General features: G+C 48.9%; 17 protein-coding genes. 11 read left to right on the top strand and 6 right to left on the bottom strand.

Features of this window, described 5'->3' with window-relative positions:
- Positions 1-9 precede the first annotated feature (9 nt).
- The gene (gene icd / locus BMY60_RS01400) at positions 10-1,263 is read left to right on the top strand and encodes an NADP-dependent isocitrate dehydrogenase (protein ID WP_090330626.1); all 1,254 of its coding nucleotides are present in this window, start codon (positions 10-12) and stop codon (positions 1,261-1,263) included.
- Between the two features lie 388 nt (positions 1,264-1,651).
- On the opposite strand, the gene BMY60_RS01410 is transcribed toward icd, so the two are convergent.
- A complete protein-coding gene (locus tag BMY60_RS01410) occupies positions 1,652-1,855 on the bottom strand; it encodes a cold-shock protein (protein WP_090330630.1) in 204 nt (67 codons plus the stop codon).
- A 310-nt stretch (positions 1,856-2,165) separates the two neighbouring features.
- Here BMY60_RS01410 and clpS point away from each other — a divergent pair, with 310 nt between their 5' ends.
- From clpS to BMY60_RS01455, 8 genes are all read left to right on the top strand, one after another.
- Positions 2,166-2,474, top strand: coding sequence for an ATP-dependent Clp protease adapter ClpS (gene clpS, locus BMY60_RS01415; RefSeq protein ID WP_090330632.1), 309 nt, complete (start codon positions 2,166-2,168; stop codon positions 2,472-2,474).
- A 1-nt stretch (position 2,475) separates the two neighbouring features.
- Positions 2,476-4,749 carry an ATP-dependent Clp protease ATP-binding subunit ClpA gene (gene clpA / locus BMY60_RS01420; protein ID WP_090330633.1) on the top strand — a complete coding sequence of 758 codons (2,274 nt, stop codon included), beginning with the start codon at positions 2,476-2,478 and terminating at the stop codon, positions 4,747-4,749.
- Positions 4,750-4,907: 158 nt separating this feature from the next.
- On the top strand, positions 4,908-6,014 hold the full coding sequence (locus tag BMY60_RS01425; protein WP_256250617.1) for a TRAP transporter substrate-binding protein: 1,107 nt from the start codon (positions 4,908-4,910) through the stop codon (positions 6,012-6,014).
- Positions 6,015-6,179: 165 nt separating this feature from the next.
- Positions 6,180-7,430: a serine hydroxymethyltransferase gene (gene glyA / locus BMY60_RS01430; protein WP_090330636.1), complete on the top strand. Its 1,251-nt coding sequence runs from the start codon at positions 6,180-6,182 to the stop codon at positions 7,428-7,430.
- Positions 7,431-7,500: 70 nt separating this feature from the next.
- Positions 7,501-7,992: a transcriptional regulator NrdR gene (gene nrdR, locus BMY60_RS01435; RefSeq protein ID WP_090330637.1), complete on the top strand. Its 492-nt coding sequence runs from the start codon at positions 7,501-7,503 to the stop codon at positions 7,990-7,992.
- A 72-nt stretch (positions 7,993-8,064) separates the two neighbouring features.
- Positions 8,065-9,153 (top strand): bifunctional diaminohydroxyphosphoribosylaminopyrimidine deaminase/5-amino-6-(5-phosphoribosylamino)uracil reductase RibD, encoded by a 1,089-nt coding sequence (gene ribD, locus BMY60_RS01440; RefSeq protein WP_090330638.1) that lies wholly within the window; start codon positions 8,065-8,067, stop codon positions 9,151-9,153.
- A gap of 68 nt (positions 9,154-9,221) precedes the next feature.
- A complete protein-coding gene (locus tag BMY60_RS01445) occupies positions 9,222-12,848 on the top strand; it encodes an SUMF1/EgtB/PvdO family nonheme iron enzyme (RefSeq protein ID WP_090330640.1) in 3,627 nt (1,208 codons plus the stop codon).
- A 308-nt stretch (positions 12,849-13,156) separates the two neighbouring features.
- On the top strand, positions 13,157-13,687 hold the full coding sequence (locus tag BMY60_RS01455) for an REP-associated tyrosine transposase (protein WP_090330643.1): 531 nt from the start codon (positions 13,157-13,159) through the stop codon (positions 13,685-13,687).
- Positions 13,688-13,844: 157 nt separating this feature from the next.
- On the opposite strand, the gene BMY60_RS01460 is transcribed toward BMY60_RS01455, so the two are convergent.
- Positions 13,845-15,779, bottom strand: coding sequence for an XrtA/PEP-CTERM system amidotransferase (locus BMY60_RS01460; protein ID WP_090330644.1), 1,935 nt, complete (start codon positions 15,777-15,779; stop codon positions 13,845-13,847).
- 602 nt (positions 15,780-16,381) lie between these two features.
- Here BMY60_RS01460 and bfr point away from each other — a divergent pair.
- The gene (bfr, locus tag BMY60_RS01465) at positions 16,382-16,849 is read left to right on the top strand and encodes a bacterioferritin (protein WP_090330646.1); all 468 of its coding nucleotides are present in this window, start codon (positions 16,382-16,384) and stop codon (positions 16,847-16,849) included.
- A 267-nt stretch (positions 16,850-17,116) separates the two neighbouring features.
- On the opposite strand, the gene BMY60_RS01470 is transcribed toward bfr, so the two are convergent.
- The 4 genes from BMY60_RS01470 to BMY60_RS01485 all read right to left on the bottom strand — a co-directional run bounded on the left by BMY60_RS01470 (position 17,117) and on the right by BMY60_RS01485 (position 23,091).
- Entirely contained in the window at positions 17,117-18,673 is a 1,557-nt protein-coding gene (locus tag BMY60_RS01470) for an ABC transporter permease (protein ID WP_090330762.1), read from the bottom strand.
- Between the two features lie 92 nt (positions 18,674-18,765).
- Complete coding sequence (locus BMY60_RS01475; protein ID WP_090330647.1) at positions 18,766-19,794, bottom strand: Fe(3+) ABC transporter substrate-binding protein; 1,029 nt, start codon at positions 19,792-19,794, stop codon at positions 18,766-18,768.
- A gap of 515 nt (positions 19,795-20,309) precedes the next feature.
- The gene (locus tag BMY60_RS01480; RefSeq protein WP_090330648.1) at positions 20,310-21,380 is read right to left on the bottom strand and encodes a cupredoxin domain-containing protein; all 1,071 of its coding nucleotides are present in this window, start codon (positions 21,378-21,380) and stop codon (positions 20,310-20,312) included.
- The gene (locus BMY60_RS01485) at positions 21,373-23,091 is read right to left on the bottom strand and encodes a multicopper oxidase domain-containing protein (protein WP_090330764.1); all 1,719 of its coding nucleotides are present in this window, start codon (positions 23,089-23,091) and stop codon (positions 21,373-21,375) included. Before BMY60_RS01485 ends, BMY60_RS01480 begins: the two co-directional genes overlap by 8 nt.
- A 521-nt stretch (positions 23,092-23,612) precedes the next feature.
- Between BMY60_RS01485 and BMY60_RS01490 the strand changes: the two genes are divergently transcribed.
- The gene (locus tag BMY60_RS01490; RefSeq protein ID WP_256250618.1) at positions 23,613-24,662 is read left to right on the top strand and encodes an efflux RND transporter periplasmic adaptor subunit; all 1,050 of its coding nucleotides are present in this window, start codon (positions 23,613-23,615) and stop codon (positions 24,660-24,662) included.
- Positions 24,663-24,840 lie beyond the last annotated feature (178 nt).

Genomic DNA, 24,840 nt, shown 5'->3' on the forward strand with positions numbered 1-24,840 from the left:
GGAGATACGATGTATCAGCATATCAAAACGCCTGATGATGGCGAAAAAATACAAATAAATAAAGATGATCAGACGCTGCACGTGCCAGATAACCCCATTATCCCCTATATTGAAGGCGACGGAATTGGCATGGATATCACACCCGTGATGCAGAAAGTGGTCAATGCTGCCGTCGCGAAAGCCTACAATAACCAACGAAAAATAGCCTGGATGGAGATTTACGCCGGCGAGAAATCAACGCGGATATATGGCCAGGATGTCTGGTTGCCGGATGAAACACTGGCTGCTGCAAAAGAATATGTGGTTTCGATCAAGGGGCCATTGACAACACCGGTGGGAGGCGGTATCCGTTCCATTAATGTCGCGTTACGCCAGGAACTGGATCTTTATGTCTGTCTGAGGCCCGTCAGATATTTTAAAGGTGTTCCAAGTCCGCTTAAAAATCCCGAAAAAACAGATATGATAATTTTCAGGGAGAATTCAGAGGATATTTATGCCGGCGTCGAGTGGGAGGCTGAGTCCGCTGAGGCCAAAAAAGTCATCAATTTTCTGACCCAGGAAATGGAGGTTAAGAAAATTCGTTTTCCAAATACATCGGCTATCGGTATTAAACCGATATCGAAAGAAGGTACGGAGCGTTTTGTAAGAAAAGCAATTCAATATGCCATCGACAATCAAAGAAAATCTGTAACCTTCGTGCACAAAGGCAATATTATGAAATTTACCGAAGGTGCATTTAAAAGCTGGGGTTATGCGCTGGCTGAGCAAGAATTTGGTGCGGCGCCATTAGATGGCGGTCCCTGGATGCAATTGCCTCAGGAAAGAGGCAATGTCATCATCAAGGATGTTATTGCCGATGCTTTTTTGCAGCAGATTCTGCTGCGTCCAGAAGAATATGATGTCGTAACGACGATGAACCTGAATGGCGATTATATTTCGGATGCGCTGGCAGCGCAGGTTGGCGGCATTGGTATTGCGCCCGGGGCGAATTTAAGCGATTCAGTGGCCATTTTCGAAGCAACACATGGTACTGCTCCAAAATATGCGGGTAAGGATCAGGTTAATCCAGGATCCATTATTTTGTCGGCAGAAATGATGTTAAGACATCTGGGATGGGCTGAAGCGGCTGATATGATTATTCGTGCAATGGAAGGTGCCGTCAAAGACAAAATTGTGACCTATGATTTTGCCAGGTCAATGCCCGATGCGCAAAAAGTGTCTTGCTCAAGATTTGGCGAAGCGTTGATAGAACGATTGTGCTAGTCTCTCTATCCATATGATACTGCCGGATGCAGTAAGCTGTCAGTCAGAATGTTTGGCAAGGCGTGCTTGCAGGAAGTCGCCGTTCTTATTGTCAAAAGGCGTAGCGCTAACGCAGACTATGGGCGCTGACAAGTTCACCACAGCAGTGGGCTACCATGGTGTCCTGCAACTTGCGTTACAGTATTTAAAAGGGCATTACCCTTTCCTGCAGATGAAAAGATTAGATATAGTGATCGGGAGCATTAAAAATAATGCATCAAAAAACCCCTTGCTGAATGAATCAGTCAAGGGGAGATGCATTTATCATTAATTAATTTTGTATCTGATCTTATTGTGGCCTGGCTTGCGACGCGGTGCCAATAATTTATACAAATGAACAGTTTATAGTTTATGTTGATTGAATATTTGCTGCTTGTTTTCCTTTAGGCCCCTGAGTAACGTCAAAACTTACTTTCTGGCCTTCTTTGAGCGTTTTAAATCCAGACATGTTAATGGCCGAGAAGTGGGCAAACAAATCCTCACTGCCATCGTCAGGAGTAATAAAGCCAAAACCTTTAGAATCATTAAACCATTTTACTGTACCTGTTGCCATTTCTACTTCCTATAATACGTTTAAGAAAAACTGGGCCGGAAACCCTAATACTATTTGAATTTCAAGGCCGCAAACGGCTAACTGGGGTACCGCCGAGAACTTGAAGCCAAACACGAGATAGAGTTTTACGCAAAACGGAGGCTTAAGTCAAGCGGTTACAGCATTTTTATAAATTTACGCAAGATTATTTATCTAAGCCACTTGAAAAAAATGTCGTAATCGTCAACTATTATGAAGTGAGGGGAAAGAGGATATTGGCTGTTTAACGATTACTGATTAAAATTGTCAGGAAATTGTTAGGGAGCTTGTCATGACGGAAAAGGATCTGGAAACCGTTATAAATACTAAGGGAGAGAATGAAATCAAAGTTCCTCCGATGTATAAGATTTTGTTGTTAAATGATGACTTTACACCAATGGATTTTGTAGTTGAGGTATTAAGATTGTTTTTTTCGATGGATCTGGAACAGGCTACTCAAGTTATGCTAGAGATTCATACCGAGGGTGCGGCTGTTTGCGGTGTGTATCCAAGCGATATTGCCAGCACTAAGGTTAATCAGGTTATTGAATTTGCACGTAGTAATCAACATCCGCTAAGATGTGTGATGGAGGAAAATTAAGATGATTGCTCCGGATTTAGAAGTGAGCTTACACATGGCTTTTGTTGAATCCAGACAAAAGCGACATGAATTTATTACAGTGGAGCATTTGTTACTGGCAATGCTGGACAACGCCAGTGCAGCAGAGGTATTGAATGCCTGTTTGGTTGATCTGGAAGATTTGCGTGCAATATTAATCGATCATATTTCGCGGCATACTCCCATTATCAGCAGTGATTCTGAAGTAGATACACAACCTACCTTGGGATTTCAGCGCGTAATTCAAAGGGCTATTTTACATGTTCAGTCTTCCGGCAAAAAAGAAGTAACGGGTGCGAATGTTCTTGTTGCAATTTTTGGCGAAAAAGACTCACATGCTGTTTATTATCTGCAACAACGTGGCGTTACCCGGCTCGATGTGGTGAATTATATTTCTCACAATATTCGAAAAACACCGCTGGAGAGCGAAAACAAAACTGCGGTAGAGAATGAACAGGAGCAAGGTCAGCAGGATCAGGGACCAGCTGGTAATAATAACATGCTGGAAAATTATACGGTGAACCTGAATGTACTTGCACTGACGAATAAAATCGATCCTTTGATTGGCCGTGATCAGGAAATTGAACGCGTTATTCAGACATTATGCCGCAGACGTAAAAATAACCCGCTGCTGGTTGGTGAAGCGGGCGTCGGTAAGACAGCCATAGCAGAAGGGCTGGCCAAGCGAATAGTCGAGGGTGATGTACCCGGTCTGCTGGCTAACCACCAAATCTACGCACTTGATATGGGTTCATTACTTGCTGGCACTAAATATCGCGGTGATTTCGAGCAACGGTTGAAAGCAGTGCTCAAGCAGTTGACAGACAATAACGATACGATACTTTTTGTCGATGAAATTCATACTTTAATTGGTGCTGGTGCCGCTTCCGGAGGTGTTCTGGATGCATCAAATCTGCTGAAACCGGTACTGAGTTCAGGGCAACTGCGTTGCATCGGAGCAACAACATATACAGAGTTTCGCGGTATCTTTGAGAAAGATCACGCACTGTCGCGGCGTTTTCAGCCGATTGACGTTAATGAGCCCAGTGTAAATGAAACGGTAGCAATTCTGCGCGGCTTAAAGTCGCGTTATGAATTGCATCATGACGTCAAATATACCAACAGTGCGCTTAGTTTGGCGGCGGAATTGTCTGAACGCTATATTAACGACAGACATTTGCCGGATAAAGCAATTGATGTAATAGATGAGGCTGGCGCCGTTCAGCGGATCATGCCGAAATCGAAAAAACGCAAGGTCATCGGCAAGACCGAGATTGAAAACGTTGTGGCCAAAATTGCACGTATTCCGCCTCAGAATATTTCGGCAAATGATCGCAACCGGCTGAAGACGCTGGAGCGCGATATGAAAGCAGTCGTGTTCGGTCAGGATAAGGCGATCAGTTCGTTGTGCGCTGCAATTAAAATGTCCAGAAGCGGTTTAGGCAATCCGCGCAAACCGGTAGGTTCGTTTCTGTTTTCAGGCCCGACCGGTGTCGGTAAAACAGAAGTTGCACGGCAGCTTGCTTATACGTTGGGTATTCAATTGCATCGTTTCGACATGTCAGAATATATGGAGCGGCATGCCGTGTCCCGCTTGATCGGCGCGCCGCCAGGCTATGTCGGCTTTGATCAGGGCGGGTTATTAACCGAAACGGTGGTCAAGCATCCGTATTCCGTGTTGCTGCTCGACGAAATTGAAAAAGCGCATACGGACATATTCAATATTCTGTTGCAAGTTCTGGATTATGGCACGCTGACGGATAACAATGGCCGTAAAGCGGATTTCCGCAATGTCATCATTATCATGACAACAAATGCCGGTGCCGAGTCACTGACGAAAACAACGATTGGTTTTACCAAACCGGCACATGCCGGCGATGAAATGGCAGAAATCAAACGCCTGTTCACACCGGAATTCAGAAATCGTATTGACGCCATCATTTCATTCTTGGCGTTGAATGAAGATGTCATCTTGCAGGTTACCGATAAATTCCTGATGCAGCTGGAAGCACAGTTACAAGAGAAAAAGGTGGAAACAACATTCACTGAACGTTTGTGTAAATTTCTTGCAAAAAACGGTTTTGACCCGCTTATGGGTGCCCGGCCAATGGAACGCCTTATTCAGGATACCATACGCAGGGCGCTGGCGGATGAACTACTGTTTGGCCGTCTGATAAATGGCGGCAAGGTGACCGTAGACATTGATCATAGCGATAAGATTCAACTTGTTTTTGAGGAAGAAGCTGTAGAAGCATAGAATGGCACGTTCAACATATCCGTGACAATCTGTGTTGTGGCTTGCTTTTGCCACTTTTTTTGCTCTTTGTGCCGGTCTCGACAATGTTCTTGAGCGGCATTTTGACGCCACGAAGGGCAATGTGCTGTTTCCTGATTCCTTTTTCAATTCCTTCTAATGTGAACCCGATAATTTCCCATTCAACTGTCCAGCATTCCGAAGTCGTGCATTCGGCGTTGTTTACCGGGTTTTTAGTTGTGTTATGGCTGGGAGTCAGTCTGCAGTCTGCTCAGGCGCAGTCAGCAACTTATCAATGGCGCCTGGCCATGTCCTGGCCGGCAGGAACGCCAATGCTGCATAATGCGGCTGCGCGCTTTGCCAAAAATGTTGAGACAATGTCCGGTGGACGTTTCAGTATTATTGTTGATGCGCCCGGCAGACACAAGGCACCGCTGGATATCTTGGGTATGGTTCGCTCCGGTGCATACGAAATGGGTCATAGTGCATCGTATTACTATAAAGGTAAGGATCCTGCCACAACTTTTTTTACCACCACACCTTTCGGCATGACACCGACGGAAATGAATGCCTGGTATTACTATGGTGGTGGACTTGAGTTGTTAAAAAAGGTGTATGCGCGTCATAACGTTGTTGCTTTCCCGGCCGGTAACACGCATATCCAGATGGGCGGCTGGTTCAGAAAAGAAATCAAATCGGTGCAGGACTTGAAAGGTTTGAAAATCCGCATGCCGGGCCATGCAGGGGAAGTGGTCGGCAGAGCGGGTATGAAGCCGGTCAGCATTCCGCCCGGCGAACTTTATACAGCATTGGAACGCGGCACAATTGACGCAGTCGAATGGGCGGGACCGGCCAACGATATCAAAATGGGTTTTCATAAAATCGCGCCTTTTTATTATACGGGCTGGCATGAACCGGGTGCAGAATTACATGTATTCATCAACAAACAGGAATTCGATGCGCTGCCAGACGATCTGAAAGCAATCATTGCCGTAGCGGCTAAAGAAGTATCGTTCGATATACTGTCGGAATCGTTTTATCGTAATGCGCTGGCCTGGGAAGAAATGAAACAGCGCAGTAACATAATGGTCCGAACACTGCCGGATGATGTGCTGGAGTTGTTCAAACAGGCGAATGCCGACTTGCTCGATGAGGTGGCGGAGAAATCACAACTGGCCGGCGAGGTCATTAACAGTCAGCGCGAATTTCTTAACAAAGCGAGAAGCTGGACGACTATTACCGATGCCGATTATTTGCGTTTAAGATAAATCATTTCAGCCAATTTGTTCAATTTTCCTTTCCTTAAATTCATTAATAGCGACCAATACCGTCAACACAGTTGCAACCTTAAATCTTATATTCTGCGCGCATCATTAATAGTGGTAATATATACGGTTTAACGGTTATTCTAATTTAGAAGGTCTGACGACACCATGTTTTCGCAGAATCAAACGATAGAGCGCAAGGATCCGGATTTATGGCAAGCCATGCAAGGCGAGGTAAAACGGCAAGAAGAATATATTGAATTAATTGCATCTGAAAACTATGCCAGTCCTGCGGTTATGCAGGCACAAGGATCCGTGCTGACTAATAAATACGCCGAAGGCTATCCCGGTAAGCGTTATTATGGTGGTTGTAGTTATGTAGATGTTGTAGAACAATTGGCGATAGATCGGCTAAAAGCACTGTTTGGCGCCGAGTATGTCAATGTGCAGCCGCATTCTGGTTCTCAGGCCAATGCGGCGGTGTACCTGTCTGCGCTTAAACCGGGCGATACGCTGCTGGGGATGTCGCTGGCGCATGGTGGACATCTGACGCATGGCGCGACCGTCAATATGAGCGGTAAAATTTTTCATTCAGTTTCCTATGGATTGCACCCTGAGACTGAAGAACTGGATTACGATCAGGTTGAAGAACTGGCCCATGAACATAAGCCCAAAATGATCGTGGCCGGAGCATCAGCATATGCACGGGTTATTGACTGGAAACGGTTTCGCAAAATTGCGGATTCCATAGACGCATATTTGTTCGTCGATATGGCGCACTATGCCGGTTTGATCGCCGCCGGCTTTTATCCGAATCCGGTTGGCATTGCAGATTTTGTGACCAGTACCACACACAAAACCCTGCGTGGTCCGCGCGGCGGGATTATTATGGCCAGACCCGAGCATGAAAAAGCGCTCAATTCGGCAATCTTCCCGCAAACACAAGGCGGCCCGCTGATGCACGTGATCGCGGCCAAGGCAGTTGCTTTCAAAGAAGCAGCGGGCAAAGAGTTTAAAAAATATCAGGAACAGGTGATTGAAAATGCGCGCGTCATGGCAAAAGTACTGAAACAACGCGGTTTGCGCATTGTATCGGGCAATACGGATTGCCATATGTTTCTGGTAGATTTGCAGACGATTCAGCTTACCGGTAAAGAAGCGGAAGCTGCACTCGAGCATGCGCATATCACAGTGAACAAAAATGCGATTCCCAATGATCCGCAAAAACCGTTTGTCACCAGCGGTATCCGTATCGGCACACCCGCAATGACCACACGCGGGTTCACGGAAATTGAGTCGGAACAACTTGCGAACATGATAGCCAGTGTGCTCGAGGCACCGGATGATTCAACGGTTATATCACGCATCGCTAAGGAAGCAAAAGCACTCTGCGCCAAATTTCCGGTTTACGGTAAATAAGAGCAAAAGCATTTTCTGACCCCCTAAGTGATTTGAAATCGAAGAAATTGGGTGAGACGAGCAGTCGCTTATGAAATGTCCGTTCTGTAACGCGGAGGACACTAATGTCATCGATTCGCGGGTGAGCGAAGAAGGCAACCGTATTCGCCGCAGACGGCGCTGTCCTGCCTGCGGCAAGCGTTTTACCACATACGAAACAGTCGAATTGCGTTTGCCCCAAGTAGTCAAACATGATGGTACACGGGCAGAGTTCGACCGCAATAAATTACTTACAGGGTTTAAACGTGCGCTGCACAAGCGTCCGGTGCCAACTGATTATGTAGATGCGGCGATTGACCGCATCGTACAGAAGTTTCTGAGCCTGGGAGAGCGTGAAATATCTTCCCGTAGCATTGGCGAAAGCGTCATGCACGAACTCTATAAACTGGATAAAGTCGCTTACATCCGATTTGCATCGGTCTACAAAAGTTTTCAGGATGTTGACGATTTCCGCGATGCAATCCGTGAGGTAAACAAAGTCAATTCAGCCAAGGCAAATACCAATGGCAACAAGCCAGAATAAAACCAACAGCAGTCTTTTTATGACGAATAGCGACAAACGTTATACGGAACGCGGTTGAACCGGGAAGCCGTCATGTTTTCCTCCAAAGATTATATGTTCATGGCGCATGCCGTGCGGCTTGCGGAAAAAGGGTTGTATACGGCGACGCCGAACCCGCGCGTCGGGTGCGTAATAACCCGGAATGATCAGATTGTCGGCAGCGGTTGGCATGAAAAGGCCGGACAGGCGCATGCGGAAATCAATGCATTGGCGATGGCCGGTGATAAGGCGCGTGGTGCAACCGCCTATGTAACTTTAGAGCCATGCACTCATCACGGACGCACGCCACCCTGTGTCGAAGCGTTAATCAGGGCTGCAGTCGCCCGTGTGGTCATTGCCATGGAAGACCCCAACCCACTGGTATCCGGCAGCGGTATTGAAACGCTGAAACAGGTCGGCATTGCAGTCCAGTCAGGGTTGTTGCAAGAGCAGGCGCTGGCGCTCAATCCCGGTTTCGTAAAACGCATGCAGCGTGGCAGGCCTTGGGTACGGTTGAAAACTGCTGTAAGCCTCGATGGCAAAACCGCATTGCGTAACGGACAGAGCCAGTGGATCAGCTCTGAAGCGGCGCGTATAGACGGCCACCGCTGGCGTGCGCGTTCCTGCGCAGTCATGACCGGTATCGGCACCATACTCGCCGATAACGCGCAATTGACCGTGCGCCATATCCCTGTGTCACGGCAGCCCAAAAAGGTCATTATCGATAACCGTCTGGCGATACCAGTTGATGCCCGGGTATTGCAAGGTGAAGATGTTTTCATCTTTACGGGCTCTATTGAAGAAACCTCCAAGACCGACACACTGGAAAAAATGGGCACAGCCCAAATCATTGTTTTCGAAGGCTCCGGTCACCGGACAAATCTGAACCGGATGATGGAAACACTGGCAAAACTGGCGCTAAACGAAGTCCTGGTCGAGGCCGGCTCTGGGCTCAGCGGCGCATTGATCCAGGCCGGACTCGTCGATGAACTGATTATCTACATGGCGCCCAGTCTGTTGGGGGATGCGGCAAAAAGCATGTTTCAATTATCCGAGATGGTCAATCTGGGTCAAAAAATTGCTTTAAGCATAGAAGATGTACGGATGATCGGGCGGGATATCCGGGTAATAGCAAGACTTTAAGACGGCTCTTGACTTTTACGTATAAATCCGATCATGCATAATACGGGCTGATAAGAAAAAAGCCTGTCATGAGTTGGAAAAAACAATTAATCGATGTCGTGTTTTTCAGTGGGCTGGGCAGTGTGCTGGCCAAAGCGCTACCTGAACACTGGCAGCGCCGTGTAAACGAACGGCTGGGCGATTTTAATCCTTACAACGTTATCGCAGGCAATCAGGATTTGGTGCGCGCGGCGCGGCTGGCGTGGATCAAAGCTGCGCTGGAAGTGCTGGATGCAGCCAAAGAGAGCGCACAGTCCAGCGGCAGAGAGGAATTTGATCAAAAGAATGATATTCTGCGTTTTGAGTCGGTAGCACGCCAAAGCTTGATCAAAATTCGATCCGATGCATTTGACCGGCGCACCCATCCCGGTGCTACGCCGATTGATGCGCATCTGAAAACAATCATCGAGGGAACATCGGAATTCATCGCGCCGGATGAAAATCCTGCGCTGGATCAGTCGCCAGCCCTGGACTTCGACAATACGCTCGCGGCGGTTACCGGCAGGTCGGCGAATGAAATACCTGCCATGTTCAGACAGATTGCGCGAGACGGTCTTCCTACGGTAAATCAAGGTGAGAAGCGGCCATTTGGCGAACTAGTTTTTGCCGCATTTGCGGAAATACTGAAAAGCCCGGATCAGTACCCGGAAGCCTATCCGGCGTTTACTATCGCTACGCTGGATGCCGCGCGTAAGCTTTCAGAGGAAATACTGACAGCTGTCCGGGGCATTGACGGCAAAGTGGATCAACTGATTGTGCAGACCGATGCGCTGGCTGTCTTTCAAACCGGTGCAAAAACATACCTCGAACTGTTGCCACGGCTTCTGGAAGGACAGGAGCGGCTTGAAGCACTGGCACTGACTACTCTGAACGGTGTTCAGGCGGTCAAAACAGATACGGAAGAAATCAAGGATGTTCTACATCGTATTGAACAATCCGCAAAATCGAACCCTGCCGCCAGCGAGGAAGAAGTGCTGGCCGAATATTCAAAACTGCTCGCTCAGCTTGACCGGCGTGAATTCAGGCAAATACTCAATGCGGTTCCTGAAAGCCTGAACACTTTCCGCGCACAGTGCATTGCCCGCTGGTCGCAACCCCTGTATGCCATTGACAAGCAGTTCACGCCATTGACATTGCTGCTTGATCAGGGCGATGAACATGAGGGTGAACGTTACCGGAGAAGCCGACCATACCATGATCTGCGCGATATTTTAACCGCGGTGGACGCTGCAACAGAACCCGTTATTGCCGTGACCGGCGGGCCGGGCAGCGGTAAAAGTACGTTGCTGCGCCGTTTGGAGCTAGACCTTGCCAGCAGCGCTTTGCGTTCTGAGGATGTGGATGCGCCACTGACAATGTTCTTGCCGCTGAATGACTTTGGCGATAAAAACAGCTTCCCTAAACCGGCTGACTGGATTAAGGAAAGTTGGGATCAAAATAAAAAATTGTGGTTGTCTTCTCAAGACTTGCTTCGCCAGCCACTTATCCTGTTGCTCGATGGTTTGAACGAAATGCCGCGCGTGGACCGCGCGGATTATGATGCACGGCTGGCGGCCTGGAAAAATTTTTTAAACGATCTGGCGTTGAATCATCCGAGTGTGCGCGTCATTTTCAGTTGCCGCACGCTGGATTACGGCACTAAATTAACCACCAAAGACCTGCCGCGTGTGCCGCAGGTGGAGGTCACGTTACTGGATGATGCGCAGGTAGAGAAATTTCTGCATGTGTACAGCCCGGACACTGCGGTGCATTTGTGGGATCAACTCAAGGATTCTGAACAGCTTGAATTGTACCGGTCGCCGTATTATCTCAAGTTGCTGATCGATCAGACCAGCGACGGCCGGATACCCGAAGGCCGCGCGGCATTGTTTACCGGTTTTGTGCGCGCCATGCTCGCGCGTGAAATGGACAACACTCGTTTGTGCAATGCGGATTGGCTGTTGACGGAACGTGATCTGAAACGGATCGGGCATTGGCGCGATGCTTATGAGCTGCCAAACCGTGGCGTTTTGTTTAATGCGCTGGCCGATTTTGCGTTTCAATTGCAAACCCAGCGCAACGATGGCGATACCGATAACGCCGGTAACACAATGCAAGTACGTATCGATATTGACGATGCCCTCAAGTGTTTATCGGCGCAGATACCGGATGCGCCGCAACAGGAACGCTTGCTCGGTGCCGCGGTTGATCTGCAGATTCTGGATATGCCGGGTGACGATGTGCTGTTTGTGCATCAGTTGTTGCAGGAGTATTTTGCCGCGCGGCATCTGGCTGAACAGTTTAATAATGCCGGAAATGCCGGGGAACAGACCGCAAGCCTCGATTGGGTCCAAACAGCCTGGCTTGAGGGCGATATTTCGCCGACTGTGCGGGAGGTGCTTGCAACCTTGCCGCGCTCGGGCACTTTGCCCGCTCTGCCGACAACCGGCTGGGAGGAAACATTCATGCTTGCGGCGGCGATGACTAATGCGCCCGACGATTTTCTGCATATGCTGGCGCAAGTAAACCTGCCGCTCGCAGGACGCTGCGCGGCGCAGCCGGATGTAAAAATTTCAGATGCGTTGCGCCGCGATTTACAGCAACGGCTGGTTGCGCGCAGCCGCGATTCCGGGGTTGATTTGCGCGCACGCATCCATGCCGGTGACGCGCTCGGCCGGTTGGGCGACCCGCGTTTTGAACCGCGTCAGGGTAAATATGGCCGTTATTTGTTGCCGCCGATGGTTGAAGTCGAAGGTGGAATCTACAGCATTGGCAGCGATGAAGGCATCGAAGACGATGAATCACCGCGGCATGACGTCGAGCTAACGCCGTTTGCGCTGGGCCAGTTTCCGGTCACCAACGCGGAATTCAAATGTTTTATCGATGCCGGTGGTTACGACGATGAATGCTGGTGGGACACGCCGCAGGCGCAGCGCTGGCAACGCGGCGAAAGTACAGGTGAAGCAGGCCGGGTAAACTGGCGTTACTTCCGTAACCAGTTTAAAAGCGATGCGGCATATTTTAAGCAACTCGCCGATGAACAAGCCTGGACTGAAGAAAGCATCCAGCAATGGAAAGGGTACATTGGCATGACCGATGAAGCCTTTGAAGCGTTGTTGGAAGATCAATGGCCCCACCAGCGTTTTATGTTGCCACAGCTTTGGAACGATCCCAAATATAATGCGCCTGCGCAACCGGTTGTCGGGATTTGCTGGTTCGAAGCGCGTGCGTATTGCGACTGGCTCAGTGCGCAAACAGGACAAAATTACCGCTTACCGGCCGAGGCGGAATGGGAAGCCGCAGCAGGCGGCAAAGCGGGCAGACGCTATCCGTGGGGCGATACATTCGATGCAACAATGTGCAATACGATCGAAACCCGGTTGCGGCGCGTAACCCCGGTTGGTATTTTTCCAGCCGGCGATACACCGGCGCCGGCATCAGAGGCCGGTATTGCGGATTTGCCGGGCAACGTCTGGGAATGGACCGACAGTCACTATCAGGCTTATCCGTACCGTGCCGATGACGGCCGGGAAGCGGTCGATAGCGGCGCGGGGCGTGTTATCCGCGGTGGTTCCTGGAACTACGACGGCTGGCTCGTTCGTTCTGCTCTCCGCGGCAGGTACGGCCCTGACGGGCGTGGCAACGGTCTTGGTTTCCGTCTTGCCCTAGGTCATTGAGCTCAAGACAGGCAAGTCAGACAGGGTTTGCCGTCAGCCGCCACTTGGCAACCGTGCGTCGGAGCGCGCGGAAGGACAAATGGCGGATGGCGGCAATGCGTCGGAACAGCATTGATGCGGTTCTAATGCCGTAATATCAATGATGTTACGGGTCAAGCCTGCCGGATGAACATCGTGTAGGATGTGCTGACGCAGGAAGCGCATCAACTGATGTGCCGACAAAGAAAGCGCATCAACCGATGTGCAATAAAGAGAGCGTATTCATTGATGCTGATTGAGAAGCCCTATGATGACGGAGAAATAAACCCATGACCGCATACCGGCGTATTCATGCACCCGGTGCTTCCTGGTTTTTTACCGTCAATCTTGCTGCGCGAAAAAACAACCGGCTGCTGGTCGACAACATTGATTTATTGCGCGAAGCGTTTGATACTGTCAAACAGCGCCGCGCGTTTCGTATCGACGCCGTGGTGATTTTGCCGGATCATCTGCATTGCATCTGGACATTGCCGCCATCGGATGCAGATTTTTCCACCCGGTGGAATATGATCAAAGGATATTTCTCACGTCATATCGAAACAGGCGAGTCTATCTCTGCGAGCCGCCAATCCCGGCGCGAAAGAGGCATATGGCAGCGCCGCTTCTGGGAGCATTTGCTGCGTGATCAGAACGACTTTAACCGGCATGCGGATTATATTCATTGGAATCCCGTTAAGCATGGGTGGGTCGAAAAGGTGCGTGATTGGCCGTATTCCAGTTTTCACCGGCACGTGAAACAAGGTGTTTATCCGGAAGACTGGGGAACTGTTGCGCATGGCGAGATAGACGTTATTGAATAACGGGGTGGTGTGTCTCATGTGCCGGCACATCGGTTGATGCGCTTCCTGTATCGGTGCATCAGTTGATGCGCTTCCTGCGTCAGCGCATCCTACGGGATTTGAGAAGGGTTTGTCGGGTATGAAGTTTTGATGTGTTCATCGATGAATTGACCGTCTATTATGCCGCGGTTTGTTTTCTCTCATATACAAACTTGCCTTCGCCCTTGACGATGTTGCGCACGAACGATTCGAACATCAGCAGCGTCCACAGCGATGCGCTGTAGTCGCGCCTGCCGGACTGGTGATGGTCGACCAGTTCTTCAAGATAAGCGCGGTTGAAGATACCGGTTTCCGCCAGCACCGGGCCTAAAACGGCGTCGCGCACGCGCTGGCGCAAGGGGCCGCGGAACCAGTCGGCAAGCGGCACCGAAAATCCCATTTTGTTGCGGTAAAGAATATTGCCGGACAGATACGGCTCGAGCGATTTTTTAAAGATATATTTGCCTTCGCCATCTTTAAGTTTGATGGAAGCGGGCAGGGTGGAAACCCATTCGACCAGTTCATGGTCGAGCAGCGGCACCCTGACTTCGAGTGCGTGCGCCATGCTGGCGCGGTCGACCTTGGTCAGGATATCGCCGACCAGATAGGTTTTCATATCGAGATATTGCACGCGCGACAGCGCGTCGTCTGTAGGGCACTGGTCGGCGTAGGATCGCAGCACATCAGCCGCCTGATACGCCTGCAGATCGCTTCTGAACGCAGGTGCAAACAGACGCCGGCGCATGGCGTCGCTCATGATCGAGACGCTGTGAAAATAACCTTCGACGGCGTCGCGCGCGAGCGCTTCGAATGTGGCCTTGGCGCGGAACATGCGCGGCGCCCAGTCGGCCTTGGGGTAAATATGGCCGAGCAGGCCGAATAACGGTTTGCGAATGGCCAGCGGTAACCTGTTGCGCATTCTTTCTTCAATCATATGCCAGCGGTAGCGCCGGTAGCCGGCAAAGTTTTCATCGCCGCCGTCGCCGGACAGCACCACGGTGACGCGTTCGCGCGCCAGTTCACAGACGCGGTAGGTGGGCAGCGCGGAGCTGTCGGCATACGGCTCGTCGTACAACAGCGCCAGTTTGTCGATGAGATCGAAATCGTCGTGCTCGACCTGTTTGACATGGTGGCGGGTATGGTAACGGTCGGCGACTTCCTGCGCGTAACGCGATTCATTGAACGCCGGATCGCCGAACGATATCGAGCAGGTGTTGACGGGCCCGTTCATGATACCGCTCATCATTGCCACTACCGCACTTGAATCGACGCCGCCGGATAGAAACGCGCCGAGCGGTACTTCCGTCATCAGGTGGATGTCGACCGATTCGCGCAGTTTGGCGATCAGCGCTTCCTGGGCTTCGGATTCATCGATTACGTCCTGCCGGTTAAATGGCACGTCCCAGTATTGCCGCGGTTGCAGGTCGGCTTGCCCCCGTTGCACTTTTAGCGTGAACCCCGGCGACAGTTTTCGAGCCTGCTTGAAGATGGTTTTCGGTTCCGGAATATAGCCATAGGCAAAATAGTCTTCAACCGCGCAGGGATCCATTTCCCGGCTTAATGCTGGGTGCGCGACCAGTGCCTTGAGTTCGGAAGAAAAAACAAACTGGCCGTTATCCAGCAGCGCGTAGTACAGCGGTTTGATGCCGAGGCGGTCGCGCGCCAGAAACAGTGTTTCCTGATTCCGGTCCCACAGGCCGAACGCGAACATGCCGCGGAAGTGGTTAACGCACTGTTCGCCCCACTCCTCCCAGGCGTGCACGATTACTTCAGTGTCGCAATGCGTTTTGAATTGATGCCCGGCTTCGGTCAACTGACTGGCAAGTTTCCGGAAGTTGTAGATTTCGCCGTTGAACACGACCACCACGCTGCCGTCCTCATTGAACAGCGGCTGCTGCCCGCTGGCGACATCCATGATAGACAGGCGGCGATGACCCAGCCCGAGACCTGGCTCGATGTACACTTCGCCTTCGTCCGGGCCACGGTGCACCTGGGTCTGGTTCATTGCTACCAGTTGTTGCCGGTCGATTTCATTGCTGCCGCGCGTATCAAACAGACCTACTATTCCACACATCGTCGTGTTCTCGCTTCAATACAGTTATCGTAAAAAGTTTGATGGCTGGTTTTGAAAATCCTGCATCAATCCAGGAAGGTTGCCAGCCGCGTATTCTACGCAAGAATCAGGCCAGCCTCCAGGCAATTTTCTGATTGTTTGCAGCTGGAATGATAGCCTTTAAGCGTGAATTTCATGAATCAAATACTCATGGATTGTTTGTTTAAATCGCCGTTTCGAGTGTCTGCTGCAGCTTGATTTAGTGGATTATCATCAGATTTCTGCGACTACGCACAACAACGAGATAGAACCCGCTCCAATAAAGTACCTGCTGGCTTACTCGCCAAGGTGCTGACACGAATAGAATAAAAAACAATGACGATAATAATTATGATTTTTAATCAATAGGTTATTTTGTCATTGTGACCGATGACGATTATAATACAGTTGTTGTTCGCTATTTAAACCTGCGTCTAGTCATTTGCCGGCGCCGTTTTTGCGCTATAAACATGAAGTGTAGAACAAAGAAAAACAGGTTGATATCGTGCCGCCTGACGGGTGCGCTGATCAAAAATGACGGGAACAAAAACGGCTGCATGTATATTTTCTTAAGGAGAGTCAATATGAAAGGGAACGTTAAAATCATCGATACATTGAATAAACTGCTGGCGGCTGAATTGACCTCTATGGATCAGTATTTTACACATTCGCGCATGTATGAGGACTGGGGATTCAGTAAGCTTTTTGAGCGTATCGATCATGAAATGAATGATGAAAAACAACATGCGGACCTGTTGATTAAACGCATTCTTTTTTTGGAAGGCGCGCCTGCCGTGGGCAACCGCAGTCCGCTCAAAATTGGCCAAGCTGTACCAGCTATGTTAAAGAACGATCTGGAGCGCGAACGTGAAGTCATTGATGCGCTGCGCACTGCGATTGCGGCTTGTGAACAGGAGCAGGATTACCAGACCCGGGAAATCCTTGAAGCGTTGCTGGCCGATACCGAAGAAGATCACGCATACTGGCTGGAAAAACAGCTTGGTTTGATTGAAAAAGTCGGGCTGCAGAATTATTTACAGTCGCAAATGTGAGTGCACTGAATACCCGGCGTGCCAATGTTATTGAAGTAAGGCGCACTTACTTTGATTGATATTGATAAATACGTCTCTGGAATCGCCGGCACGCTGCTGTTTTTTTGCTTGAGTGCGTTCCTTTGTGTGTCGACATGGCGAGGTCGCGCATGGCCATGCCATGTTGGACATTATTAGCTGGCATGTCCGCACTGTCCTTTTTTCACAGAAATCATGAGGCTTGCTTTCAAATCCCGGGAGGATGACATAACGGAAAGACAGCCGGTCTCATTGCTCGGTCTGGCGCATAAAAAACAGTATGGGGATTAAGCCGGCCAGCACCAGCGTTAACGCGGGCAGAGCAGCCTGTTCCCATTCCCCCTCTGAGGTCATTTCAAAAATGCGCACTGCAAGCGTATCCCATCCGAAAGGACGGGTCATCAAAGTGATGGGCATTTCTTTCATTACATCAACGAATACCAGTGCCGCGCCGGTGAAAATGCCTGATTTGAGCATAGGCAGATGAATCTTACGGATCATGGTCCAGCCGTGCAGACCCATGCACATAGCCGCTTCTTCTATACTGGGGGTAATCCGTTGCATGGCACCGTTAATCGGGTAGTGACTGACGGCCATAAAGCGTATCAAATATGCCAGCAGCATAATGATGAGCGTGCCCTGGATTAAAAGGCCTGTTTCAACTTCAAATAATGTAAAAACCAGTTCACCGAGCCGGGAATCAAGCCAGCTTAGCGGTATAAAAATGCCGATAGCAAGTACTGCGCCGGGTAATGCATAACCGATGGTGGCGGTACGTACAGCAAACTGCATGGCGCGACCTGGAAAACGGCGTGCAGCATAGACGATCATGATGACAATAAGGCAGGTAATCATGGCTGCCATGCCGGAAAGCGATACCGAATGCCAAAGAAATTCAAGGTAGCGGTGCACATCAAATTCTGATGTGACAGATTCGATTGTCCAGAGTATCAGCTGCGTGACCGGTAACAGGAATGCAAAAGACCAGACAGCCGCAATAAAACCGGTAATGCTCCACCGGTAACGTGCGGTCAAATAAATCCGGTTAGCGCGCTGGCTTTTTCTGGTTTCAGCATAGCGCATGCGCGAGCGGAACTGCTGTTCAAGCACGATAATAACGAAAACGATTAATATAAGCAGTGATGCCAGCTGTGAAGCTGCTGTTAGCGAAAACAGACTGAACCATGCTTTATAAATTGCTGTGGTGAACGTGTCGTAATTGAACACCGCGACCGTACCGAAATCAGCCAGTGTTTCCATTAAAACCAGCATCAGACCACCGGCAATCCATGGACGCGCCATCGGCAGCGCGACTTTATAAAAACCTGCGCGGCGTGTAAAGCCCAGTGACTGCGCAACTTCCAGCGAACGCTTTCCCTGGCTCACGAAAGCATTGCGTGCGAGCAGGTATACATAAGGATAAAAGGCAAGCGACATGACAACGATGACCCCCGTGCGGCTGCGGATATCCGGAAACCAGCGCAGTTCGGAATCCAGCCAGGCGCGCAGGAAAGTTTGAACGGGTCCGGTAAAATCAAACAGTCCCAGTGCGACAAAGGCGGTGACATAGGCGGGAATCGCGAGTGGCAAAAGCAGTGCCCAGGTAAAAAAACCGCGTCCGGGAAATTCGTATACTGCGGTAATCCAGGCTAGGCTGACACCCAGCAGGCCCGTTCCGAACAAAACACCCAGCGTCAGCCAGAAGGTGTTCGTTAACAGCAGCGGCAAGGTATTCTCTACCAGATGTTCCCAGATGTCGCCGGCCGGTGCGAGCAATGACGACATGACTGCACCGACTGGTATCATGACCAGTATTGCGGCTAAAAAGGGAATCAGTCGCCAGCCAGCAATCACATGTCCCTTGGTTTTTTAAAAAATCAGAAATGCAGTTTTGGGGTTTATCGATAGCCTGCACGATCCATAAGCTTGACTGCTGCTGCCTGCAGCTCTCCGGCTTTAGCCAGGTTAAGGCTGCTTTGCTTAAAGCGTCCCCAGGAGGAAACAATGGGGTCGGGTACAATATTCGGGTTGACCGGATATTCCATGTTGACATCCGTGAACAGCTTTTGCGCCTGAATGGATGACAGAAATTCCAGCAGCTGCTCCGCAGCTTGCGGATGTTTACCATAACGAGTCAGGCCGGCTCCGGATATGTTGACATGGACGCCGCCGATATGTTCGCTTTTCTGATTTGGCCAGAAAATCCCCAGCGGCAGGTCCGGATTCTTCTGCATTAGACGCCCGTAATAATAACTGTTGACGATTGTCACGTCACAGCGGCCGGCTGCCACGAATTCCATCGCGCGCGTATCGTCGGATAGCGGGTCAGTTGCCAGATTGGATACCCAGCCTTTAACAATATTTTCCGTTTCGGCTTCGCCATGCTCGGCAATCATCATTGCGACCAGTGACTGGTTGTAGATCTTTTTTGACGTGCGCAGACATAACCGGTTTTTCCATTTGGGGTCGGCAAGATCTTCGTAAGTGGACAAATCGTCCGGGTCGACTTTGTCAGTATTGTAAACAATCGTGCGTGCCCGAATGGATAACCCGAACCATTCATTATCGGGATCGCGTAAATGTTCGGGTATATTGGATTTGAGCACTTGCGAATCATAAGGCCTGAATAATCCGGCTTGCGCGGCGGCCCATAAATTACCGGCGTCTGTTGTAATCAGCAAGTCAGCCGGCGTATTTTTGCCTTCCGCTTGCAACCGGGCAAGCAAAGCGCCTTCTTTATCCGTGGTGAATTTGACCTGAATACCCGTTTTTTCAGTAAATAAATCAAACATGGGTTTGATAAGCTGTTCAATTCTGGCTGAGTAAACAACGACCTGTTCTGCGTGAACCGGATTAGCCATAAAGAAAGAGAGCGCGGCGAATAAAGATAATGTAACGTAACCTGATTTAAAGCTTGAAATTTGCATATGATTGCCAATAAATGAAATTGGGTAGCTGATTATTAATGGGTATAACTATATTACGGATAGGAACAATTATCAATCAATCAGCCTTTTTTACATACCGGAGTTTAACCCAATGGATATTGCATCAGTTGCTGGAATTTAAACGCTGAACTGTTTTGAATTGAGCGTGTCCGCGATCGCAGGCGTAGTTATTTTGCTGCATGGGGCGCATGTGCGTTCAATTCAAGACAGGGCAAGTTAAAAACCGGCAAGTGAGTCTGCGGGTACAAACCGTACTTCCGTTAGAGTCCACGAAAACCAACAGGCATCATAATTACAGACCAAAATCCAGTGTACTGGTGTGATACCGGGGTTAGTCCGTTTCAGGTCTATGGTGTTAAATCGTAAGGACATCGTAAGGACAGATACTGAATGGCAATGCCGGCAATATTGCAATATTAATTTTAATATCGCCGGGCTTGTATGAAATGATTCTAAACAGTCCAGCCTTCGCTGAACGCGTATTAAAATTTGTATTAAACTGTGTCTTCCTCTGGTTTTCTTTTTCTAAGTGCGATCATTCTGACAAATAATGGTGCACAAACCAGACCAAACAATAACCCAACGAATGAGATGCCCGCAATAGGGACATTATCGTTGAAAAAATCGGTGACTTGTTTTGTCAATGAATCTTTTTCTTTGCCATTGTCCGTATCGGGGACTTGAGGCAGATCTTCAGCTTCGTATTTGTCGTTGATTACATAAGGCGTCAAACCGGGAATGCTTGGAATATCCTCTCCACCGTTACCGACGACAAGTTGCGCCTTCATGCCATTTTCCATATGTTGGGAGATATCGCAGTGTACCAGATACGTTTCATCCGCTGCAGGTACAATCATTGTGCCTGAAACTTTTCTCGGGCCGGTATTTTCGAGATGAAACATCCCGAGGTTGTATAAATAGCGTGGCAGTCCGTGCATCATGAACTGGTGACGGATATTGTCTTCATTGATAAAATGCCAGGTAATCCTGGAACAGGGCTTGACGCGCCATTCCTGCTGGTCAAAAGCAAATGTAACTCCCGGAAATTTTTTGGCATATTTGGTGCCACCTCGAACGGTAATCTCAATTTCTTCTGAAATGCTGGTACAACTGCTCGGCAGCTTGTCAAAATTCTGTCCCATAATATGGGTGCCTTCATGATCCATGAGATGGCCGTCATGATGGTGATGGTGGTCGCCGTGATGATGTGCGTGTGCGTCATCTTCACCATGCAACATTGAATGGTCGCCGGGTGCATCCATCATATGGCCGTCGCCATGGGTCATGCCGCTATGATCATGGTCGCTGTGATCCATTTCATGCTTGCTATGATCATGCGCGCTGTGATCCATGTCATGTTCGCTGTGATCATGTGCGCTATGGTCAGTATGATCATCGTGATCTGTATCATGGTCATGATCGTCGTGTTCATGTGCATCATCGTCGTGTTCATGTGCGTCATGCTGCATCGTTTCATGCTGACTGTGATCGGCACTATCCTGCGCAAACGCATGAGAGCCGAATGCAGTCATGCAAATTAATATGGTAAAGAGCTGCTTAATCATTGGCTTTACTCCCTTTTGAGCCTCTAAGCTTGGTGAGCGCACCTGTCATGGCTCCTCTGACTTGCTGTTTTTTGGCAATGATTAAATAAATCAAAAGACCAAAAACGAACCCGATTAACAGGTTGGTAACGGTTTCCTGCGTTTCTGGATCAATGCCTGAACGCACACCTGGCGCGCCCAGACTGCCGCTTTCATCCAGATCCTGCCAGATAGGCAGTTTTCGTGCGTGGAATTCTTGGGTGAAATATTTGCTGACATCAACACCCATTCCTTTGGGCAGACCAATTTCATTCAAATATTTCTTGTACACGATAGCGCTTACATTACCGCCAGGATTCATGCCGTCAGTGGTGATTCCTTTTTCCCTATGGTCATGAAAAAGCCAGATGCCCTCTCCATAACTATGGAGACCGTCATTTGTCGTGTTTAACGTCAGATCAAGCCGCTGCGCAGGAGCCAGAGCATAAACATCACGTGTAATTTGTGCCGCCGGGTTATGTTCTACGCCATCATAATGCGTTATGGTTGCTTTATGTCCGTGGGTATGCAACGCGAGCATTTCACTTGCCGAATTGGCTACACGTAGTTTGATTTTTTGATCCGGTTCAGCAAAAATTATAGATTCCCTTAGAGTATATGGAAACGACATACCATTCAGGATGAAATAATCTTCCGTTGAATCGGTGATGTCATATAAACGATTCATGTCCCTTGCAATCAATCGAGGATCATTATATTTTTGGATAATTTCATGCAGTTCTTTATCCATCGCATGGAAATGCAAGTCAAATTCCTCGTCGAATTCTTCCTGTATTGCCACAGATGGATAGCGTACATGCCCACCGCCAACATTCAATGTTTGTAACCAGTTATTAGGGCGGTTTTCTTCAATGATAATCATGCCAACCAACCCCATGGCAAGGTGAGTATGCGTTTGCACATGACAGTGATAAAGCATGGTGCCGGTCTGGCGCGGTTGAAATTCATAAACGCGGCTTTCTCCTGGCATTAAAAACATCTCGCTGGTTTGCGGTACGCCGTCGCCACCGGCTACATGTCCATCAGCATGTGTAAAAGGATGGTCCACACCATGCAGATGGATGGTGTGTGGCAGGTAATGTGTGTTTTCCAAAACGATTTGTACAATGTCGCCGACTTCGACGCGTATCACGGGCGATGGCAGCCGCAACAATGAATTGGCTCTGATACTTTCAAAATTTTCTGTCGACATGCCGCTTGTCTTGGGCGCGAACACCCACGCGCCGGGTTGAATGCCTGGTGCAATATCAAATGTCGGTATCAGGCCTTCGAAGTCAGGGGTGCGGCCATTCAACTCAATGACTTCCAGTTTAATTGTGATACGGTCCGGATCGCCATCGCCGTCGATGTCGTCGGTTTTGATAATCGTATCAGGCGATAAATCTGTTTCCATCAGCGTTGCCATGGAAATATTATTGGTCCCTTTCACGGCAGCGGCAATCAAAGCCGGATTATCAGGATCGCAAACTTTTGACTCGCGAATTTTAACACCTTCGATGACTTGTGCTTTCCGCCATGATGGGGAAATTTTAGGATCGCAAATGGGTTCCGAGTTTAATGCTGCAGGGTTCACTTTTACAGTTTCAGGCAATTTCAATGAAGCCTGCGCATTCAATGGTAAAGCAATGCTGCAAGCTGCCAGAATGGCCATTAAATAACAACGGGTCGGCATTTTTTTACGCACCTTTTGAGTTGATTTTATCTAACAATGGTTATAATTATTTAATCGATACAATTCTGGATTCAATAGTACCTTTTTACCAGAAAGTGTCGATTGTTAAAAATTTCTTGGAACTCTCTCTTGACTCTTACTCTTAATCCAATCCTTGGATTCCCTATTTATTAAAAGGTTTTAAAAATTATGATTAATTTGTATCATTTTGTTGCGGAAATTTGATATTGTGTGCACCCGTACATGCAAAGGTCAGCGTGTATTGCCGATACAAATTTTTTTATTATACATAACCCATTCGGCCATGTAAGCTTTTCTTGAGCGTCATCAGTCACCGGTGTATTTTTTGCCAAATAGTTAGAGTGTCCGGGCGCAATAGATAGATCTATGTTGTGTATGTTGCACAAAGAAATAAATCAAATAACGAATCATTGATAATGAGAATAATTACCGTTTCAATATCGGTGTTTGCTGTTTCACTGTTATTATTTGCCTGCAGCAGCGAAACTGCTGAGCGCAAAATGTCCTCTGAAGTTTTGCGCGTTGGCGTGTTGCAAATAGAGCCGGTCAATGTGCGCCTGAGCGCGGAAACAATCGCCCAGACTGAAGGTGCCAAAGAAATTGAAATTCGTCCCAGAGTAGGGGGCATTGTGCTCAAACGCCACTATCATGAAGGAATGGCAGTCAAAGCCGGTGAACCGATGTATTTGATTGATCCGGCGCCATTCCGGAAAGTTCTGGCTGAAGTTCAGGCAGAATTCCTTGAACAGAGCATACAGGCAAAAAAAGCCAAAACCGAAAAGGAGCGGCAGGAAAAACTGGTTGCTGAAAATTTTGTCAGTCAACGGTCGTACGATAACGCGGTTGCAGATCTGATGATCGCCGAAGCCGCATTGCATGCGTTAAAAGCACGTGTGCAACAGGCTGAACTGGATTTGTCCTATGCCACGGTCAGAGCGCCAATTGACGGCATCGCAGGGCGTTCACAGATTTCTGAAGGAACGTTGGTGGCTGCAAACAGCAGTGTATTAACCACGATGGCGCAAATATCACCAATCTGGGTGCGTTTTAGTTTTTCCGATAACGAACTTGTCCGTTTTAACGGCCGGCTAAACGAAGGTAATGTAGAAGAGGTTATTCTGATTTTGCCTGACGGTACTGAATATTCCGTCAGCGGTGCAATCAATTTTGCCGCAAGTGAAATTGATCCGCTGATCGGCACACAGCAGCTCAGGGCAACATTCGATAATCCGGACCGCAGGTTGTTGCCGGGACAGTTTGTGCGTGTCCGTGTGATTTCAGGTGAAACTGACGACGTATTTCTGTTGCCGCAAGTGGCTGTGATGACGTCCGACCTGGGCCGGTATGTCTATGTGGTCGATAATAACAATGTCACCACCACACGCCAGATTACTGTTGGCGAATGGGTCGGCAAAGACTGGATTATTCTGGAAGGCCTGCAGGCAGGTGATCGGGTCGTTGTCAATAATCTGATCCGGTTGAGTTCCGGAATGACTGTCAATCCCGAATTACTCGATGCTTCGGAAGTTTTGTCTTCCGGACGCAAATGAGTATAGTCATTGTGCGCCGGCATAAACGATCTTAGGGAGTGTCGTCATGCTGTTATGTGCGATTCTGTTTGTTTTTCGAACAAAATTCTCGTCGTTTTTGCGCCTTGAATATACTCTGCACGTTTTTCCAAACATTCATCAAAATCCGCACGCGCATAAGTGCACATAACACATGACG

Source organism: Nitrosomonas sp. Nm51, from assembly GCF_900111165.1.
Taxonomy (GTDB): domain Bacteria; phylum Pseudomonadota; class Gammaproteobacteria; order Burkholderiales; family Nitrosomonadaceae; genus Nitrosomonas.

What these genes read in the sequence shown, in the direction of transcription:
- BMY60_RS01470 (WP_090330762.1), bottom strand. Translation starts at nt 18,673, where the DNA reads ATGATACCAGTCGGTGCAGTCATGTCGTCATTGCTCGCACCGGCCGGC.
- ribD (WP_090330638.1), top strand. Translation starts at nt 8,065, where the DNA reads ATGTTTTCCTCCAAAGATTATATGTTCATGGCGCATGCCGTGCGGCTT.
- BMY60_RS01445 (WP_090330640.1), top strand. Translation starts at nt 9,222, where the DNA reads ATGAGTTGGAAAAAACAATTAATCGATGTCGTGTTTTTCAGTGGGCTG.
- BMY60_RS01410 (WP_090330630.1), bottom strand. Translation starts at nt 1,855, where the DNA reads ATGGCAACAGGTACAGTAAAATGGTTTAATGATTCTAAAGGTTTTGGC.
- BMY60_RS01480 (WP_090330648.1), bottom strand. Translation starts at nt 21,380, where the DNA reads ATGATTAAGCAGCTCTTTACCATATTAATTTGCATGACTGCATTCGGC.
- BMY60_RS01490 (WP_256250618.1), top strand. Translation starts at nt 23,613, where the DNA reads ATGTCCTCTGAAGTTTTGCGCGTTGGCGTGTTGCAAATAGAGCCGGTC.
- clpA (WP_090330633.1), top strand. Translation starts at nt 2,476, where the DNA reads ATGATTGCTCCGGATTTAGAAGTGAGCTTACACATGGCTTTTGTTGAA.
- clpS (WP_090330632.1), top strand. Translation starts at nt 2,166, where the DNA reads ATGACGGAAAAGGATCTGGAAACCGTTATAAATACTAAGGGAGAGAAT.
- BMY60_RS01475 (WP_090330647.1), bottom strand. Translation starts at nt 19,794, where the DNA reads ATGCAAATTTCAAGCTTTAAATCAGGTTACGTTACATTATCTTTATTC.
- icd (WP_090330626.1), top strand. Translation starts at nt 10, where the DNA reads ATGTATCAGCATATCAAAACGCCTGATGATGGCGAAAAAATACAAATA.
- nrdR (WP_090330637.1), top strand. Translation starts at nt 7,501, where the DNA reads ATGAAATGTCCGTTCTGTAACGCGGAGGACACTAATGTCATCGATTCG.
- bfr (WP_090330646.1), top strand. Translation starts at nt 16,382, where the DNA reads ATGAAAGGGAACGTTAAAATCATCGATACATTGAATAAACTGCTGGCG.
- BMY60_RS01460 (WP_090330644.1), bottom strand. Translation starts at nt 15,779, where the DNA reads ATGTGTGGAATAGTAGGTCTGTTTGATACGCGCGGCAGCAATGAAATC.
- BMY60_RS01455 (WP_090330643.1), top strand. Translation starts at nt 13,157, where the DNA reads ATGACCGCATACCGGCGTATTCATGCACCCGGTGCTTCCTGGTTTTTT.
- BMY60_RS01485 (WP_090330764.1), bottom strand. Translation starts at nt 23,091, where the DNA reads ATGCCGACCCGTTGTTATTTAATGGCCATTCTGGCAGCTTGCAGCATT.
- glyA (WP_090330636.1), top strand. Translation starts at nt 6,180, where the DNA reads ATGTTTTCGCAGAATCAAACGATAGAGCGCAAGGATCCGGATTTATGG.